Source organism: Pseudaquabacterium terrae (genome assembly GCF_013266755.1).
GTDB classification, from domain to species: Bacteria; Pseudomonadota; Gammaproteobacteria; order Burkholderiales; family Burkholderiaceae_C; genus Pseudaquabacterium; species Pseudaquabacterium terrae.
This window is the reverse complement of record NZ_JABRWJ010000009.1, coordinates 136,454-153,152: the sequence shown is the minus strand read 5'-3', so window position 1 is coordinate 153,152 and position 16,699 is coordinate 136,454. Positions and strand designations below refer to the sequence as shown.

General features: G+C 67.5%; 17 protein-coding genes. 10 read left to right on the top strand and 7 right to left on the bottom strand.

From position 1 onward, the window contains the following. The first annotated feature begins 39 nt into the window (after nt 1-39). From HLB44_RS27420 to HLB44_RS27375, 10 genes are all read left to right on the top strand, one after another. The gene (locus tag HLB44_RS27420) at nt 40-546 is read left to right on the top strand and encodes a DUF3305 domain-containing protein (RefSeq protein WP_173130470.1); all 507 of its coding nucleotides are present in this window, start codon (nt 40-42) and stop codon (nt 544-546) included. Then, nucleotides 546-1,151 (top strand): DUF3306 domain-containing protein, encoded by a 606-nt coding sequence (locus HLB44_RS27415; protein WP_173130468.1) that lies wholly within the window; start codon nt 546-548, stop codon nt 1,149-1,151. The genes HLB44_RS27420 and HLB44_RS27415 overlap by 1 nt, the downstream gene beginning before the upstream one ends. Beyond that, nucleotides 1,108-3,213 (top strand): 4Fe-4S dicluster domain-containing protein, encoded by a 2,106-nt coding sequence (locus HLB44_RS27410; protein WP_173131119.1) that lies wholly within the window; start codon nt 1,108-1,110, stop codon nt 3,211-3,213. The genes HLB44_RS27415 and HLB44_RS27410 overlap by 44 nt, the downstream gene beginning before the upstream one ends. Next, nucleotides 3,206-3,835, top strand: coding sequence for a TorD/DmsD family molecular chaperone (locus HLB44_RS27405; protein ID WP_173130465.1), 630 nt, complete (start codon nt 3,206-3,208; stop codon nt 3,833-3,835). The genes HLB44_RS27410 and HLB44_RS27405 overlap by 8 nt, the downstream gene beginning before the upstream one ends. Nucleotides 3,836-3,985: 150 nt before the next feature. After that, entirely contained in the window at nt 3,986-4,243 is a 258-nt protein-coding gene (locus HLB44_RS27400; RefSeq protein ID WP_246312498.1) for a formate dehydrogenase, read from the top strand. 12 nt (nt 4,244-4,255) lie between these two features. Next, nucleotides 4,256-7,225: a formate dehydrogenase subunit alpha gene (locus HLB44_RS27395; RefSeq protein WP_173130462.1), complete on the top strand. Its 2,970-nt coding sequence runs from the start codon at nt 4,256-4,258 to the stop codon at nt 7,223-7,225. 15 nt (nt 7,226-7,240) lie between these two features. Then, entirely contained in the window at nt 7,241-7,870 is a 630-nt protein-coding gene (fdh3B, locus tag HLB44_RS27390; RefSeq protein WP_173130461.1) for a formate dehydrogenase FDH3 subunit beta, read from the top strand. Further along, on the top strand, nt 7,867-8,109 hold the full coding sequence (locus tag HLB44_RS27385) for a hypothetical protein (protein WP_173130459.1): 243 nt from the start codon (nt 7,867-7,869) through the stop codon (nt 8,107-8,109). Before fdh3B ends, HLB44_RS27385 begins: the two co-directional genes overlap by 4 nt. Before the next feature lie 28 nt (nt 8,110-8,137). Beyond that, nucleotides 8,138-9,313 (top strand): formate dehydrogenase subunit gamma, encoded by a 1,176-nt coding sequence (locus HLB44_RS27380; protein WP_173130456.1) that lies wholly within the window; start codon nt 8,138-8,140, stop codon nt 9,311-9,313. Nucleotides 9,314-9,336: 23 nt separating this feature from the next. Next, nucleotides 9,337-9,735, top strand: coding sequence for a hypothetical protein (locus HLB44_RS27375; protein WP_173130454.1), 399 nt, complete (start codon nt 9,337-9,339; stop codon nt 9,733-9,735). Between the two features lie 3 nt (nt 9,736-9,738). On the opposite strand, the gene mobA is transcribed toward HLB44_RS27375, so the two are convergent. From mobA to fdhF, 7 genes are all read right to left on the bottom strand, one after another. Next, nucleotides 9,739-10,335: a molybdenum cofactor guanylyltransferase MobA gene (gene mobA, locus HLB44_RS27370; protein WP_173130452.1), complete on the bottom strand. Its 597-nt coding sequence runs from the start codon at nt 10,333-10,335 to the stop codon at nt 9,739-9,741. 9 nt (nt 10,336-10,344) lie between these two features. Next, nucleotides 10,345-11,172, bottom strand: coding sequence for an ABC transporter substrate-binding protein (locus tag HLB44_RS27365; RefSeq protein WP_173130450.1), 828 nt, complete (start codon nt 11,170-11,172; stop codon nt 10,345-10,347). Then, nucleotides 11,160-11,858 (bottom strand): ATP-binding cassette domain-containing protein, encoded by a 699-nt coding sequence (locus tag HLB44_RS27360; RefSeq protein WP_173130430.1) that lies wholly within the window; start codon nt 11,856-11,858, stop codon nt 11,160-11,162. The genes HLB44_RS27365 and HLB44_RS27360 overlap by 13 nt, the downstream gene beginning before the upstream one ends. Further along, nucleotides 11,855-12,568 (bottom strand): ABC transporter permease, encoded by a 714-nt coding sequence (locus HLB44_RS27355; RefSeq protein ID WP_173130427.1) that lies wholly within the window; start codon nt 12,566-12,568, stop codon nt 11,855-11,857. The genes HLB44_RS27360 and HLB44_RS27355 overlap by 4 nt, the downstream gene beginning before the upstream one ends. 204 nt (nt 12,569-12,772) lie before the next feature. Continuing rightward, nucleotides 12,773-12,991: a formate dehydrogenase subunit delta gene (locus tag HLB44_RS27350; RefSeq protein WP_425500864.1), complete on the bottom strand. Its 219-nt coding sequence runs from the start codon at nt 12,989-12,991 to the stop codon at nt 12,773-12,775. 17 nt (nt 12,992-13,008) lie between these two features. Beyond that, complete coding sequence (gene fdhD / locus HLB44_RS27345; protein ID WP_173130421.1) at nt 13,009-13,833, bottom strand: formate dehydrogenase accessory sulfurtransferase FdhD; 825 nt, start codon at nt 13,831-13,833, stop codon at nt 13,009-13,011. After that, nucleotides 13,830-16,697, bottom strand: coding sequence for a formate dehydrogenase subunit alpha (gene fdhF / locus HLB44_RS27340; protein ID WP_173130418.1), 2,868 nt, complete (start codon nt 16,695-16,697; stop codon nt 13,830-13,832). The genes fdhD and fdhF overlap by 4 nt, the downstream gene beginning before the upstream one ends. Between the last annotated feature and the right edge of the window lie 2 nt (nt 16,698-16,699).

The window sequence follows — 16,699 nt, the reverse complement described above, 5'->3', positions numbered from 1 at the left end:
CCGATAGGACTTGCGGCGGAACTCCACTAGACTTTGGCGATGTCCTCCGACATGCGCCTCCCGACGATCGCGCGGCCCTCTGTGCAGGTTGCCGTGGTGATGGAAAGGCAGGCGCGCCCGAATCAGTGGGAAGCCTGGCGCTTCAAGCTGATCGACGTCGTCCCGGCCGAGCCGGCGTTCGGCTCGGCGCCCCGCGTGCTGCGCGACGACGGCACATTCCAGCGCAAGCTGTATCCGGGCTTCACGGTCGAACTGTTCCGTGATGAAGCCGAGGGCTACCACCTGAACCTGGCCTCCGGTGCGCCGGTCTGGTTTGTCGTCTGGCGGTCCGACGACGAAGACCCCTCGGTGGCCTGGCCGGAAACGGTGAGCGTCTCGTACACCGAGGCAGGGCGCTGGCTGGATGCGCAGGAGCGTGTCGACAACGTGCCGCTGCCGGCGGACATCGTGGCCTGGCTTCAAGGCTTCACTGAAGAACACTATCGGCCGGAGCCGAAGCAGCGGCGGCGGCCCCAGTCCTTTCTGGCCCCGGGGGATCGGCAGTGATGGCCGACGACACCCCTTTCCTCGCGCGCTGGTCACGGCGCAAGGTGCAGGCCAGGCGAGGGCATCCGGCCGAGCCGGCCGCCACCGATGTCGAGGCCGTCGTCCCGCTTCCGCCGGATCCTGCTGCAACACCGTTGGCCGTTGCGGCCCGGGCCGAGCCGGACGTGCAGGCTCGGCCGCCAGTGGCCGAACCGCTTCCGACGCACGCCGATGTGGCGCAACTGACGCGCGACTCGGACTTTTCACGCTTCGTCGCGCCCGGCATCGACGAGGGCGTCAAGCAGGCCGCCATGAAGAAGCTGTTCAGCGATCCGCACTTCAATGTGATGGACGGCCTCGACACCTACATCGACGACTACAACAAGCCCGATCCGATTCCGATGGCGATGCTTCGGCAGATGACCCAGTCGAAGGCGCTTCGCTTGTTCGATCTCGAGGAGGAAACCCCCGCCGCAGTCGACGTGGCCGCTGAACGCCCCGCGCTTGAACTTGCCGACGCCGCGTCACCCGATCCTGAAGCCACGCACGATGACCACGCTGATCTGCAACTGCAACAAGACCATGCCCTTGGACGGCCCGAGCCTGGTCAAGGCACTGGGGCCTGACGCCGGGGCTGGCCTCGAAACGGTTCATTGCACGCTGTGCAGGCGGGAGGCGCCGGCTTTCCAGCGCGCGGCCAAGCGCGGTGATGACCTGCTGGTCGCGTGCACGCAGGAGAGCCGCCTCTTCCTCGAGCTGAACGAGCAGACGGTGGGTGCGCCCGGGTTGGCCGAGCGTCCCATCCGGTTCGTGAACATCCGCGAGACGGGGGGCTGGTCGAAGGATGCCGCGCTGGCCACGCCGAAGATCGCGGCGCTGATCGCGCTGGCGCAGCTGCCGGACGCCGATCCCGTACCGACGGTGGAATACACCTCGAACGGGCGCGTGCTGGTGATCGGCCCCACGGATCGCGCGGTGCGCGCGGCCGCCATGCTGGCGGACACGTTGCAGGTCAGCCTGTTGCTCCAGGGCCCCGGCACCTTGCCGCAGGCGCGGACCGTGCCGGTGCATGCAGGCCGGGTCACCGGCATCAGCGGATGGTTGGGTGCCTTCGAGGTGAGCTGGGAAACGAGCAACCCGATCGACCTCGATCTGTGCACCCGATGCAATGCCTGCATCCGCGCCTGTCCCGAGCAGGCGATCGACTTCAGCTACCAGATCGACCTGGCCAAATGCAGCAGTCACCGCGACTGCGTGAAGGTGTGCGATGCGGCAGGCGCCATCGACTTCCAGCGCGACGCCCAAGCGGTCAGCGAACGCTTCGACCTCGTGCTGGATCTGAACCCCGCGCCGCTGATCAGCCTGCATCAGCCACCGCAGGGCTACTTTCACGCCGCGGACGACCAGGCCCTGATCGGCGCGGTGCTCGAGCTGCGCGACAGCACCGGAGCGTTCGAGAAGCCCAGGTTCTTCCAGTATCAACAGAGGATCTGCGCCCACAGCCGCAACGAGAAGATCGGCTGCACGGCCTGCATCGACGTCTGCTCGGCGCGCGCCATCCGCAGCGACGCATCCGCCAAGGGAAAGGCCGGTGGCCTGGCCTTGCCCGGCATCATCGTCGAGCCTCATCTGTGTGTCGGTTGCGGCGCATGCACGACGGTCTGCCCAAGCGGCGCCATCAGCTACGCAGCGCCACGCATCGACCATCAGGGCCGACGCATCAAGACCCTGCTGACGACCTACCAGCGCGCGGGCGGCAAGGATGCCGCGTTGCTGGTCCATAGCCAGGGTGGCGGCGCCAGCTTGATCGGGGAACTCGGCCGGTCGGCTCAGGTTGATGCGGCCGTGCACGGGGTGCCGGCGCGCTGCCTGCCGCTGGATGTCTGGCACACCGCATCGGTGGGCATGGAACTGTGGCTGTCGGCGATCGCGTACGGTGCCTCCCAGGTCCTGGTGCTGATGACCGGCGAGGAAGCGCCCGACTACCGGCGTGCGGTGGCGGCGCAAATGGCCGTTGCGCAGGCCATCGTGAACGGACTCGGATTCCCGGGCCAGCACTTCGGCCTGCTCGATGCGCGCGATGTGCCTTCGCTCGACGCCGCGCTGCGCATCGCCTCGCCGGGGATCACACTGCGGCCGGCGAAGTTCGCGGTGCCCGCCGACAAGCGCACGGCCCTGGAATTCGCGGTGGAACATCTGCGGGTGGAGTCGGCGGCCGCCGTCGATGCCATTGCGCTGCCGCGCCAGGCCAGCCCATTCGGCAGCCTCCTCATCGACACGCAGAAGTGCACGATGTGCCTCAGCTGCGTGGGCGCCTGCCCGTCGGCGGCGCTGGCTGACAATCCGGCCAAGCTGCAGTTGCGCTTCATCGAGAAGAACTGCGTGCAATGTGGTCTCTGCGCGAGCACCTGCCCGGAGCAGGCGATCACCTTGCAACCGCGGCTGCTTCTCGCCGACGAGGGCCGGACGCGCAAGGAGTCGCGCGTGCTCAACGAAGGGCAGCCCTACCGATGCATTCGTTGCAGCAAACCGTTCGGGACGCTGCAAGCCATCGAATTGATGGTCACGAAACTCGGGATGCACCCGATGTTCCAGGGCGCGGCCGCCGACCGCTTGCGCATGTGTGGAGACTGTCGAGTCATCGACATCCATTCCAGCAGCAGCGAAGTGAGGATCACCGATGTCTGATGCGGCCGTGTCCCCGGTGCACCTCGGCCTGCCGGACGATGCCGAGGAGCGGGCGCGTGCCGAGGTCTACGGGCTGCTGGCCCAGCTCTACCACGCCGCGCCGACGCCCGAGCTGTACGACCGGCTGCGCATGGCGGCCACTGAAGCGCCCAGCGCCGGTGGCTTCCTGGAAAGCAGTTGGTCCGCGTTGGTCGCTGCGGCGAGGCGCGTGCCCGTGGGCCATGTGGCGGACGAGTTCGTCACGCTGTTCGGCGGGGTCGGCAAGCCGGAGGTCGCCCTGAACGCCTCGTGGTTCCTGGCCGGTGCGTTGAACGAGAAACCGCTGGTCGCGCTGCGCGATGACCTGGACGCACTGGGCCTGGAGCGTCCGGTGGCGGTGCTCGAAACCGAAGACCACATCGCGGCGCTGTGCGAGGTGATGAGCTACCTCATCACCGGCGAGGACGTGAGCGTCAGCAACCTCGCGACACAGCAGCGGTTCTTCAATGCCCACCTGCGCAGCTGGTGCGAGCGGCTGTGCGAAACCATCGAGCAACAGCCGGCAGCGGACTTCTACCGCGCGCTGGCCGGATTCACGCGCGACTTCATGGCCGTCGAAGCGCAGGCTTTCGATCTGCTTTGACGCACCGCAGCAAGCACCCCGCGGCATCGCTGCGGCAACTTGTCTAGACCGGCTACGGAAAGACCCTGATGAAGCCCAGGGCCGGACCTGCCACATTCGGCCCTATGCGCTGGCCCGCCGGCCGGGCTGCGCCCAGCTGGAGCATCAGCCATGAGCAAGCATCACGGTTCCGACGCCAAGCCTCTTGCACCGGTTCCACCGGCTCCACCGGCGAACCCGTTGAAGCGCCGCGGCCTGCTGGCCGGCGCGGGCGCAGCAGGGGCTGCCGCCCTGGCGGTGACGGCGCTTCCTGAGGCCACGCCCGAAGTGGCTGCCGCTGCCGCGGCGGTGCCCAAGGCGCTCGACACATCGGCGGGATATCGCTTGTCGGCGCACGTGCTGCGCTACTACGAGACCACCCGCAGCTAAAGAGGAGCTGTCATGCTGCTCACGCGCAAACCCGGCCACTCCGGCGGTCACGCCGGCGCTTCGGACAGCGGACTCGTCGCCAGCCTGGCGCGCGGCGTCTCGCGTGCGATTCCCACGATGGACCGGCGTGCCTTCCTGCGCCGATCGGGTCTGGGTGTCGGCACCGGCATCGCGGTCTCGCAACTGGCGCTGGTGCAGAAGAAGGCGCAGGCGGCCGATGCCCCGGCATCGGGCAAGGCACGCAAGGTGGAAATCAAGCGCACCGTGTGCGGCCACTGCTCCGTCGGTTGTGCCGTCGATGCGGTCGTCGAGAACGGCGTGTGGGTGCGCCAGGAGCCGGTGTTCGATTCGCCGATCAACCTGGGAGCTCATTGCGCGAAAGGCGCGGCGCTGCGTGAGCACGGCCACGGCGAATACCGGCTGCGCACGCCGATGAAGCTGGTCAATGGCAAGTACGAGAAGATCAGCTGGGATCAGGCGCTCAACGAGATCAGCGCCAAGATGCTCGAGCTGAAGAAGCAGAGCGGGCCCGACTCGATCTTCATCGTCGGCTCGAGCAAGCACAGCAACGAGCAGGCCTATCTGCTGCGCAAGTGGGTGAGCCTGTGGGGCAGCAACAACTGCGACCACCAGGCGCGCATTTGTCACTCCACCACGGTCGCGGGTGTTGCCAACACCTGGGGCTACGGGGCGATGACCAATTCGTACAACGACATGCGCAATTCGAAGGCCGCGATGTACATCGGCTCGAACGCGGCCGAAGCGCACCCGGTGTCGATGCTGCACATGCTGCATGCCAAGGAAACCGGCTGCAAGATGATCGTGGTCGACCCGCGCTTCACGCGCACGGCAGCCAAGGCCGACGACTACGTGCGCATCCGCTCGGGCAGCGACATTCCTTTCCTCTTCGGCCTGGTCTATCACATCTTCAAGAACGGCTGGGAAGACAAGAAGTTCATCGCCGACCGCGTGTATGGCATGGACAAGGTGCGCGACGACATCATGGCGAAGTGGACGCCGGACAAGGTGTTCGAGGCCTGCGGCGTCGATGAAGCCACCTGCTACAAGACGGCCAAGACGCTGGCCGACAACCGGCCCAGCACCGTCGTCTGGTGCATGGGTCAGACCCAGCACACCACCGGCAATGCGGTGGTGCGCGCCTCCTGCATCCTGCAGCTCGCCCTGGGCAACATCGGGGTCTCGGGCGGTGGCGCCAACATCTTCCGCGGCCACGACAACGTGCAGGGCGCCACCGATGTGGGCCCGAATCCGGATTCGCTGCCCGGCTACTACGGGCTGGCCGAAGGCGCCTGGAAACACTTCGCCAAGGTGTGGGACGTCGACTTCGAGTGGATCAAGAAGCAGTACGCGCCGGGCATGCTGACCAAGCCCGGCATGACCGTCTCGCGCTGGATCGACGGGGTGCTCGAGAAGAACGAGCTGATCGATCAGGACAGCAACCTGCGCGGCCTGTTCTTCTGGGGGCATGCGCCGAACTCGCAGACGCGCGGTCTCGAGATGAAGAAGGCGATGGACAAGCTGGACCTGCTGGTGGTGATCGACCCGTACCCGTCGGCCACCGCGGCGATGGCGGCCATGCCCGGCAAGGACAGCGAGCTGAATCCGAACCGCGCCACCTATCTGTTGCCGGCGGCCACGCAGTTCGAGACCAGCGGCTCCTGCACCGCGTCGAACCGCTCGCTGCAATGGCGCGAGAAGGTGATCGAGCCGCTGTGGGACTCGCGCACCGACCAGATGATCATGTACCAGCTGGCGCAGAAGCTGGGCTTCGACAAGGAGTTCACCAAGAGCCACAAGCTGGTGGCCGGCAAGGGCGGGATGATGGAGCCGGAGCCCGAGTCCGTGCTGCGCGAGATCAACAAGGGCATGTGGACCATCGGCTACACCGGCCAGAGCCCGGAGCGGCTGAAGGCGCACATGCGCAACATGAATGTCTTCGACGTGAAGACGCTCAGGGCCAAGGGCGGCGTCGACAAGGAGACCGGCTACAAGCTCGACGGCGACTACTTCGGCCTGCCCTGGCCCTGCTATGGCAACCCCGAGCTCAAGCATCCCGGCTCGCCGAACCTGTACGACACGTCCAGGCACGTGATGGAGGGCGGTGGCAATTTCCGCGCGAACTTCGGCGTGGAGCGCGAAGGCGTGAACCTGCTGGCCGCCGATGGGTCCTGCTCCAAAGGTGCAGAGATCACCACCGGCTACCCGGAGTTCGACCACATCCTGCTGAAGAAGCTGGGTTGGTGGAACGACCTGAGCGAAGCCGAAAAGGCCGCTGCCGAAGGCAAGAACTGGAAGACCGACCTGTCCGGGGGCATCCAGCGCGTGTCGTTGGCCCATGGATGCCATCCGTTCGGCAACGCGCGTGCGCGCGCTGTCGTGTGGAACTTCCCCGATCCGATCCCGCAGCACCGGGAAGCGCTGTATTCCACCCGGCCCGACCTGATCGCCAAGTACCCGACGCACGACGACAAGAAGGCGTTCTGGCGCCTGCCGACGCTGTTCAAGAGCGTTCAGGAAAAGAACAAGGACATCGGCAAGACCTTCCCGTTGATCATGAGCTCGGGGCGCCTGGTCGAGTTCGAAGGCGGCGGCGAGGAGACACGATCCAACCCCTGGCTGGCCGAGTTGCAGCAGGAAATGTTCGTCGAAATCAATCCGGCCACCGCCAACGATCGCGGCATTCGCAATGGCGAGAATGTCTGGGTCACCACACCGACCGGTGCGAGGCTCACGGTGAAGGCGCTGCTGACCGAGCGCGTGGACCGGGAGACCGTGTGGCTGCCGTTCCACTTCTCGGGCCGTTGGCAGGGCACGGACATGCTGCCCTATTACCCGAATGGCGCGGCACCGGTCATTCGAGGCGAGGCCGTCAACACGGCCACGACCTACGGCTACGACAGCGTGACGATGATGCAGGAAACCAAGACCACGGTCTGCCAGGTGCAGAAGGCAACTGCCTGACCCCAGGAGAACGGCATGGCAAGAATGAAATTCATCTGCGACGCCGATCGTTGCATCGAGTGCAACGGCTGCGTCACGGCGTGCAAGGCCGAACACAACGTGCCCTGGGGCGTCAACCGGCGTCGCGTGGTCACCCTCAATGACGGCGCCGCCGGCGAGAAGAGCATCTCCGTCGCCTGCATGCACTGCTCCGATGCGCCGTGCATGGCCGTCTGTCCGGTCGACTGCTTCTATCGCACGGACGAAGGGGTGGTGCTGCACGACAAGGACGTGTGCATCGGCTGCGGCTATTGCTCCTATGCCTGCCCATTCGGTGCGCCCCAATTCCCCAGCAATGGCGAATTCGGCCTGCGCGGCAAGATGGACAAGTGCACCTTCTGCGCCGGTGGCCCGGAGGCCAATGGCAGCGACGCAGAAAACGCCAAGTACGGCCGCAATCGCCTGTCCGAAGGCAAGCTGCCCGCCTGCGCGGAAATGTGCTCGACCAAGGCGCTGCTCGGCGGTGACGGTGACGTGGTGGCCGACATCTTCCGCACCCGTGTGCTGAATCGCGGCAAGGGCAGCGAAGTCTGGGGCTGGGGAACCGCCTACGGCAAGCCGACGCAGACCTCGCTGGCAACGCCCACCACCGGGGAAAAGAAGTGACGCAGCGGGCGGCCTGCGGTGTCGCTGCCGTCGTGCTGGCGGCGGCGGCATTGGCGGGCTGCGGCGAACGGTCCCAGAAGCTGGATCAGACGGCCAGGAAGCCTGACGCGCAGCCCTGGTCGGCGTCTGACGCCGCAACCCCGGCGTTCCTTGCTTCCGGGTGGAAGGTGGGCGACAAGACCGCCTGGGAAGAGCAGATCCGCAAGCGAGCCCAGGCGCAGAACGACTACGTGCGCTGAGAAGCCCCGAGCCCCCACGGAGACCGCGATGCGACCCCTGATTCCCCGCGTGCTGGCAGGGCTCCTGGCCGCGCTGGCTGTCACGATGGCGTCCGGACAGGCCGTGCCCGAGGCCGCCGGTTCAGCTTCGGCTTCGACTGCAACAGCGCCGGCAGCCACGCCCGCCCTGGCCGGCCCGCCGGCCGGCTTCGTGGCGCCCCCCGAACCGAAACCCGACGAGACCAACGCCCAGCGCGCCAAGAGCCAGCCGGGCAACAACGCGCCGTTCTGGCGCGCCGTGCGGGAGTCGGGTGTCAACAAGGGCACGTCCAGCCTGCCCGGTGCCGAGCAGGGCGTGCTGGTCCAGCCGTTCGTGCAGTACCCGGGGTCGCGCTACACGAATGCCGGAGATGCCTGGCGACAGGTGCGCAACGAGTGGATCATTCCGTATGGCGGCGCGCTGATCGTCATCACCGTGCTGGCCATCGCGCTCTACTTCTTCACGCGCGGGCCGCTCGGCGGGCATGAGCCCGACACCGGACGCCAGATCGAACGCTTCACCTATTTCGAGCGCGCGGCGCACTGGAGCAACGCGATCGCCTTCTGCGTGCTCGCGATATCCGGCCTGGTGATGGCCTTCGGCAAGTTCATCCTGCTGCCATTGACCGGCACCACGCTGTTCGGATGGCTGACCTATGCGCTGAAGACCGCGCACAACCTGTTGGGTCCGCTCTTTGCGGTGTCCCTGCTGATCGTGTTCTTCACCTTCCTGAAGGACAACTTCCCGAATGCCTCCGACATGCAATGGCTGCGCAAGGGAGGAGGCCTCTTCGGCGGCAAGGAGCCGCCCTCGGGACGCTTCAACGCCGGCGAGAAGCTGATCTTCTGGGGCGGCGTGTTCTTCCTCGGCGTCATCGTGGTCGTCTCCGGGCTGGTGCTCGACAAGGTGATCCCGGGCATGGCCTACCAGCGCGGCGACATGCAGATCGCCCACATGGTCCACGGTGTCGCCACGGCGCTGATGATGGCGATGTTCCTCGGCCACATCTACCTGGGCACGCTGGGCATGAAGGATGCCTTCAAGGCGATGAAGACGGGCCATGTCGACGAGGGCTGGGCCAAGGAGCACCACGAGCTCTGGTACGAGGACATCCGCGCCGGCCGCATTCCTGCACGGCGCACCGCGCCGGATGATCGCCCTGGGCAACCAGCCGCGCAGGTCTGAATCACGATCGAGAGGACACTGTCATGCGCCTTGCCAAGACTTCACTGATCGCCGTCTGCGTGGCCGTCCTTCTCGTCTCGTCGCCCGCGGCTGCCAAGCTGCCGCCCCTCAGCGACGAAGCCAAAGCCAAGGCTGCGGAAACCGCGGCGAAGACAGAGTGGACGAACAAGGTAGGCGCGTACCAGCTCTGCCGCTCGATGGAGCGCACGGTCGAGCACTACAAGAAGACCGCGTCGGCCGGCGGCAAGCCGGTGATGGCGCCCGTCGACACTCCCCCCTGCACCGATCCGGGCGCGTTCGTGCCGCCCGCTGCGACTCCACCGCTGGAAGCCGCTGGCGCCCATTCACCGCCCAAGACCGCGACAGCGCCGCCGAGCTCGAAACAAACGGCAGCCGAATTGCAGGGCACGGCCAAGAAGTGAGACTCAGCGGGGCTGCAGCTGCTGCAGCTCGTCCATCGTGTTCGCGTTGGCGAACGCGTGCGCGTCTTCGAATTCGACCTCGACGCAACGGTGCTGCGCCGTCCACTTGTCGATCTTGCGCTGGCCGCCCTGCGTGAACCGGACCAGGCTCTCGAGCAAGCCGATCTTCAGCAGGCAGAACACCGGCTGGACCTGGAGCACCCCGGCTTCTCGCGTTGCCGCCATCGCGATCTCGGCGTCGTGTTCATGCGCGGCCGCCGCCAGGCGCTGCACCAGGTCGAGCGGGAACAGCGGGGAGTCGCAGGGCACCGTGGCGAGCCAGGGGGTCTCGCAATGCTCCAGGCCCGCGAGGAAGCCGGACAGCGGACCGGCATAGTCGGTCACGGCGTCGGGCCAGACCGGCGCGCCGAAGGATTCGTAGGCGCCCAGGTTGCGGTTGGCGTTGATCATCACCGCGCCGACCTGCGGTGCCAGCCGCATCAGCGCGTGCATCGCCAGCGGCACGCCGGCATGCTTCTGCAGCCCCTTGTCGACGCCGCCCATGCGGCTGCCGCGGCCACCCGCCAGCACCAGACCGGTGATGTCATGGGGTTCGATCATCGAACGACCTCAGGGCCTCGCGTTGGGAAAGAAGAGCTGTTCGCCGCCGATCTTGTACGTGGCGATCACGGCCTGGCCGTCGGGCGACACCACCCAGTCGGCGAACGCCTGCGCCAGTGCGGTCTTGGTGTGGGGATGCTTCGCCGGGTTCACCACGATGACGCCGTACTGGTTGAACAGCCGCGTGTCGCCCTCCACCAGCACCGCCAGTTCACCGCGGTTCTTGAACGACAGCCAGGTGCCGCGGTCGGCCAGCACGTAGGCGTTGCTGCTGGCAGCGATGTTGAGCGCCGCCCCCATGCCGCAACCGCAGGCACGGTAGTCGAATGGACGGGCAGGGCCCTTGATCGCCGGGTCGTCGATGCCGGCCGACTTCCAGTAGCGCAGCTCGGCGGCGTGGGTGCCGCTCTTGTCGCCGCGCGAGACAAAGGCCGACGCCGAGTTGGCAAGGCGGTTCATCGCAGCGACCACGTCCCGGCCTTTCACGCCCGCCGGATCGGATGCCGGGCCGATCAGCACGAAGTCGTTGTACATCACCGCACGGCGCGGCAGCCCGAAGCCATCGGCCACGAATTTCTCTTCGGCGGTCTGGTCGTGCACGAAGAGCACGTCGGCGTCGCCACGCCGCCCCATGTCCAGGGCCTGGCCGGTGCCTTGAGCCACCACCCGCACGTCGATGTGGGTGGCCTTCTTGAACGCCGGCAACAGATGGGCGAACAAGCCGGACTGCTCGGTGCTGGTGGTCGACGCCATCAGGATGCTGCGCTCCTGCGCAGTGGCCCATGCGGACGCCAGCATCAGCGCCAGCGAGATCGCCAGCCTGCTCACACTTCCCATTTCAGGTCGCCTTTCAAGAACAGTTCGGTGCGGTCGTCCAGGCTGTCCTGGAAGAAGTGTGTCGTCGGAAGATCGGCCCGGATGATGCCCCGATCGAGGTAGACCACGCGGGTGGCGAGGCGCTTGGCCTGCCCCAGATTGTGGGTGCTCATCACCAGCGTCATGCCATCGGCCGCGAACCCTGCGAGCATCGCCTCGACCTCCTTCTTGCCTGAAGGATCGAGGTTGGCCGTGGGCTCGTCGAGGAACAGCACGTCGGGCTTCAGAGCCCACGCGCGAGCCAGTGCCAGGCGTTGCTGCTGGCCGCCGGAGAGCGTGCGTGCGGGCCGTGCGCGCACCCCCCGCAGCCCCGCCCGGTCCAGGGCTTGTTCGGCGCGGGCCGGCCTCTGCGCGGCCGGGACCCCGGCCAGCCACAGGGCCAGCCGCATGTTGTTCCAGACGGACATGCGCAGCATGAACGGACGCTGGAACACCATGGTCTGGGCCGCGCCCAGCGGGCTGACGGTGCGTATGCCGGAATGCGGCACCAGGCCGTGCAGCACCTGCAGCAGGGTTGTCTTGCCGGACCCGTTGGCACCGATCAGCGCAACGAAGTCGCCGCGATGGATCTGCAAGGCCGCGCCTTGCAGCGCGCGGACCTCGCCATAGCGCACGCCGACGTCGTCGAGTGCAAGCAGGATCGTCATCGCACCCCCGCGAGACTGCTGCCCTGCATCCGCTGCGCAGCGCCGATCAGCACGTTGATGGCGCCGACGATGCACAACAGCACGAGCCCGAGCGCCAGGGCCAGCGGCAGGTCGCCCTTGCTCGTCTCGAGCGCGATGGTGGTGGTGATGACCCGGGTGACGCCATCGATGTTTCCGCCGACGATCATCACCGCGCCCACTTCGGAGATGGCCCGCCCGAACGCCGCCAGAAGGATCGTGGCGACGGCCCAGCGTTCGTGCAGCAGCATCAGCAAGGCGGCGACGAAGCCGGTGGCCCCCATCGAGCGAAGCTGGTCGCCGCCATCGCGCAGCGCGTCCGCGACCAGTTGCCGAGACAGCGCGGCAATCACCGGGACGACCAGGATGGTCTGGGCCACCACCATCGCCGAAGGCGTGAAGAGGATGCCCCAGGCGCCCAGCGGGCCGCTGCGCGACAGCAGCAGGTACACCAGCAGCCCCACCACGACCGAGGGCAGGGCGAGCAGGGTGTTGAGCAGCGTGATCAGCACACGCCGGCCGGGCAGGGTGGTGATGGCCAGCCACGCGCCGGCCGCCAGGCCCAGGCCTGCCGCGAGCGCGCAGGCCGTGGCGCTCACGGTCAAGGACAGCGCCACGGTGCGCAGCAACACCGGGTCGGCCTGCCAGACGAGCTCGACCGCGGTGCGAAAGCTGTCTGCAAAGGCGCTCATGTGGGCACGATTATCCGCAGCCCCCCTTCACCGCCACAGGCGGATGACCCTTGTGCAACCCCTCAGCCTCGCACCTCCCTCAGACCACGCCCACCGCATGGAAGGTGGCGATCCGGTCGGCGTCGTAGCCGAGCTCGGCCAGCACCTGGTCCGTGTGCTCGCCCAGCATTGACCAAAGGTCAAGGTTCGAAAATCTGGCGGTGGCTAGCCGAACAAGCCCCGGTGCAGCACCAGTGCCTCGAGCACCATCGGATGCAAGCCGGCGCCGCCCTCGTCATCGACAAACGCGAGCAGCCGCTCGCGCATGCGGCGCTCCCAGAAGCGGCGCAGGTGCTGCGCCAGCTGCTCCAACGCCTCGGGCCGGTCGGGCATCGCGTCGAAGAAGTGGCCGATCTGGTTGGCCATGCGAATCAGGTTGTCCATTTCCATGGCCGCTCCTTTCAGCTGTACAGGCGCTGCGGATGGCTGTAGACCACGTGGTCGTCGCCGCGCGCGAAGCCGACCAGCGTGAGCCCGCTGCGTTTGGCCGTCTGCACCGCCAGCGCGGTGGCCGCGGACACGGCAGCCAGCAGCGGCACGCCGGCGCAGACCGTCTTCTGCACCATCTCGAAACTGGCGCGGCTGGTGACCGCGACGAAGCCGCTCGCCGCGTTCACCGACGAGACGGCCAGCGCGCCGACCAGCTTGTCGAGCGCGTTGTGGCGGCCGACGTCCTCGCGCAGCAGCCGCACCTCGCCATCGGCGCCACACCAGGCCGCTGCGTGCACCGCGCCGGTGGCCTGCTGCAAAGCCTGCAGCGCGCGCAGCTCGCCCATCGCGCGCGTGATCGCGGCGGACGCCATCGGTGCCTGCGTGACCGGCAGCGGCAGCAGCGGCCGCGCCACTTGCGCCAGGCTCTCGGTGCCGCACAGGCCGCAGCCGGTGCGGCCCGCCAGCGTGCGGCGCCGGTCTTTCAGGCGCACGAAGGCGGCGCTGGCGATCTCCAGGCGCAAGGTGATGCCCTCGGCGCCGTCGTGTCGCTCGACACCGTAGAGCTGGCCGCGGTGCGCGAGGATGCCCTCGCTCAATCCGAAGCCGAGCGCGAAGTCCTCCAGGTCCAGCGGCGTCGCCAGCATCACCGCATGGGCGACGCCGTTGAATTCCAGCGCCACCGGCACTTCCTCGGCCAGCCAATCACTCGCCTCGAAGCTTCGGCCGCCGCGCCGTCCCGCGACGGGACACTGCACCGCGCCGCCCGTGAACATCACGCCGTCCGCCGGTTTCATCGGTCCAGGACCGCGCGGCCGGCTTCGAGCAGCGCCTGCTGCTCGCGGTCGTTCTGGCGGTAGGCCTGCTGCCACGTCGACGGCTGCATCACCGGCATCACCTGCACGGCAGTGACCTTGTACTCCGGGCAGTTGGTGGCCCAGTCGGAGTTGTCGGTGGTGATCACGTTGGCGCCCGACTCGGGGAAGTGGAAGGTGGTGTAGACGACGCCCGGCTGCATGCGCTCGGTCACCAGCGCGCGCAGCACCGTCTCGCCGGCGCGGCTGAAGATGCCGACCCAGTCGCCTTCGCGGATGCCGCGCTCCTCGGCATCGTGCGGGTGGATCTCGAGCCGGTCCTCGGCATGCCAGCGGTTGTTGTCGGTGCGCCGCGTCTGCGCGCCGACGTTGTATTGCGACAGGATGCGGCCGGTCGTCAGCAGCAGCGGGAAGCGCCGCGTCACCTTCTCGTCGGTGGCCACGTACTGCGTGATGACGAAGCGCCCCTTGCCGCGCACGAAGCGCTCGACGTGCATCGTCGGCGTGCCCTCGGGCGCTTCGTCGTTGCACGGCCACTGCACGCTGCCGAGGCGGTCGAGCTTGGCGTAGTCGATGCCGCGGAAGCTCGGCGTCAGCGCGGCGATCTCGGCCATGATCTCGGCGGGATGGCGGTAGGCCATCGGGTAGCCGAGCGCGTTGGCGAGTTGCTGCGTCACTTCCCAGTCGGCCAGCCCGGCCTTGGGCGGCATCACCTTGCGCACCCGCGACAGTCGGCGCTCGGCATTCGTGAAGGTGCCGTCCTTCTCGAGGAAGGACGAGCCGGGCAGGAAGACGTGCGCGAACTTCGCGGTCTCGTTGAGGAACAAGTCCTGCACGACGATGCATTCCATCGCCGACAGCGCGGCCGAGACGTGCTGCGTATTGGGGTCCGACTGCGCGATGTCCTCGCCCTGGCAGTACAGGCCCTTGAAGCTGCCGCCGAGCGCGGCGTCGAACATGTTCGGGATGCGCAGCCCCGGCTCGGCGTCGAGCGCCACGCCCCAGGCGGCTTCGAACTCGGCGCGGATCGTGCTGTCGGAGACATGCCGATAGCCCGGCAGCTCGTGCGGGAACGATCCCATGTCGCAGGAGCCCTGCACGTTGTTCTGTCCGCGCAGCGGGTTGACGCCGACGCCTTCGCGGCCGACGTTACCGGTGGCCATCGCCAGGTTCGCAATGCCCATCACCATCGTCGAGCCCTGGCTGTGCTCGGTGACGCCGAGGCCGTAGTAGATGGCCGCGTTGCGCCGGCCATTCATGCCGCGCGCAAAGAGCCGCGCGGCAGCGCGCAACTCGGCCGCCGACACGCCGGTGATGGCTTCGGTGGCTTCGGGCGAATGCTCGGCGCGCGTGACGAAGTTGCGCCATTCGTTGAACGACTTCGCTTCGCAACGTTCGGCGACGAAGGCCTCGTCGACCAGGCCCTCGCTGACGATCACGTGCGCGAAGGCGGTGATCACCGCGACGTTGGTGCCCGGCTTCAGCTGCAGGTGGTGCGCGGCCTGCACGTGCGGCGAGCGCACGAGGTCGATGCGGCGCGGGTCGATGACGATCAGCTGCGCGCCCTGGCGCAGCCGGCGCTTCAACCGCGAGGCGAACACCGGATGGCCATCGGTCGGATTCGCGCCGATCACCAGGATCACGTCGGAGTGGTCGACCGAGGCGAAAGTCTGCGTGCCCGCCGATTCGCCCAGCGTCTGCTTCAGGCCATAGCCGGTGGGTGAATGGCAGACACGCGCGCAGGTGTCGACGTTGTTGTTGCCGAAGGCCGCGCGCACGAGCTTCTGCACGAGATACGTTTCTTCGTTCGTGCAACGCGAGGAGGTGATGCCGCCGATCGATTCCCGGCCGTGTTCCTGCTGGATGCGGCGGAATTCGTTGGCCGCGTGGTTGATCGCTTCGTCCCAGCTGACTTCCTGCCACGGATCGGTGATCTTGCGGCGGATCATGGGTTTGAGCATGCGGTCCTGGTGCGTGGCGTAACCCCACGCGAAACGGCCCTTCACGCACGAATGGCCCTCGTTGGCCTGGCCGTCCTTCCACGGCACCATGCGCACGACTTGCGTGCCCTTCATCTCGGCCTTGAAGCCGCAGCCGACGCCGCAATAGGCGCAGGTGGTGATGACGCTGTGCTCGGCCTGGCCGAGCCAGATGACCGACTTCTCCTGCAGCGTGGCGGTCGGGCAGGCCTCGACGCAGGCGCCGCAGGAAACGCACTCGGAGTCCATGAACGATTCACCCTGGCCCGGCGAGACACGCGACTCGAAGCCGCGGCCTTCGATCGTCAGCGCGAAGGTGCCCTGCGTCTCCTCGCAGGCGCGCACGCAGCGGTTGCAGACGATGCACTTGCTCGGGTCGTAGGTGAAGTACGGGTTCGATTCGTCCTTCTTCGCATCCAGATGGTTCGCGCCATCGAAGCCATAGCGCACGTTGCGCAGGCCGGTGACGCCGGCCATGTCCTGCAGCTCGCAATTGCCATTCGCGCCGCAGGTCAGGCAATCGAGCGGGTGGTCGGAGATGTAGAGCTCCATCACGCCCTTGCGCAGTTGCTGCAGCTTGTCGCTCTGCGTGCGCACCTTCATGCCGGCCTCGGCCGGCGTCGTGCACGAGGCCGGATAACCGCGGCGGCCCTCGATCTCGACCAGGCACAGCCGGCACGAGCCGAAGGGCTCCAGGCTGTCGGTGGCGCAGAGCTTGGGCACCTTGATGCCGGCGTCGACGGCGGCGCGCATCAGCGAGGTGCCCGCCGGCACCGTGACGGGCGTGCCGTCGATCTCCAGCGTGACCTCGCGCTCGGACACGCGCTTCGGCGTGCCGAAATCAACTTCGTTCAGGTGGTTCTGCATGG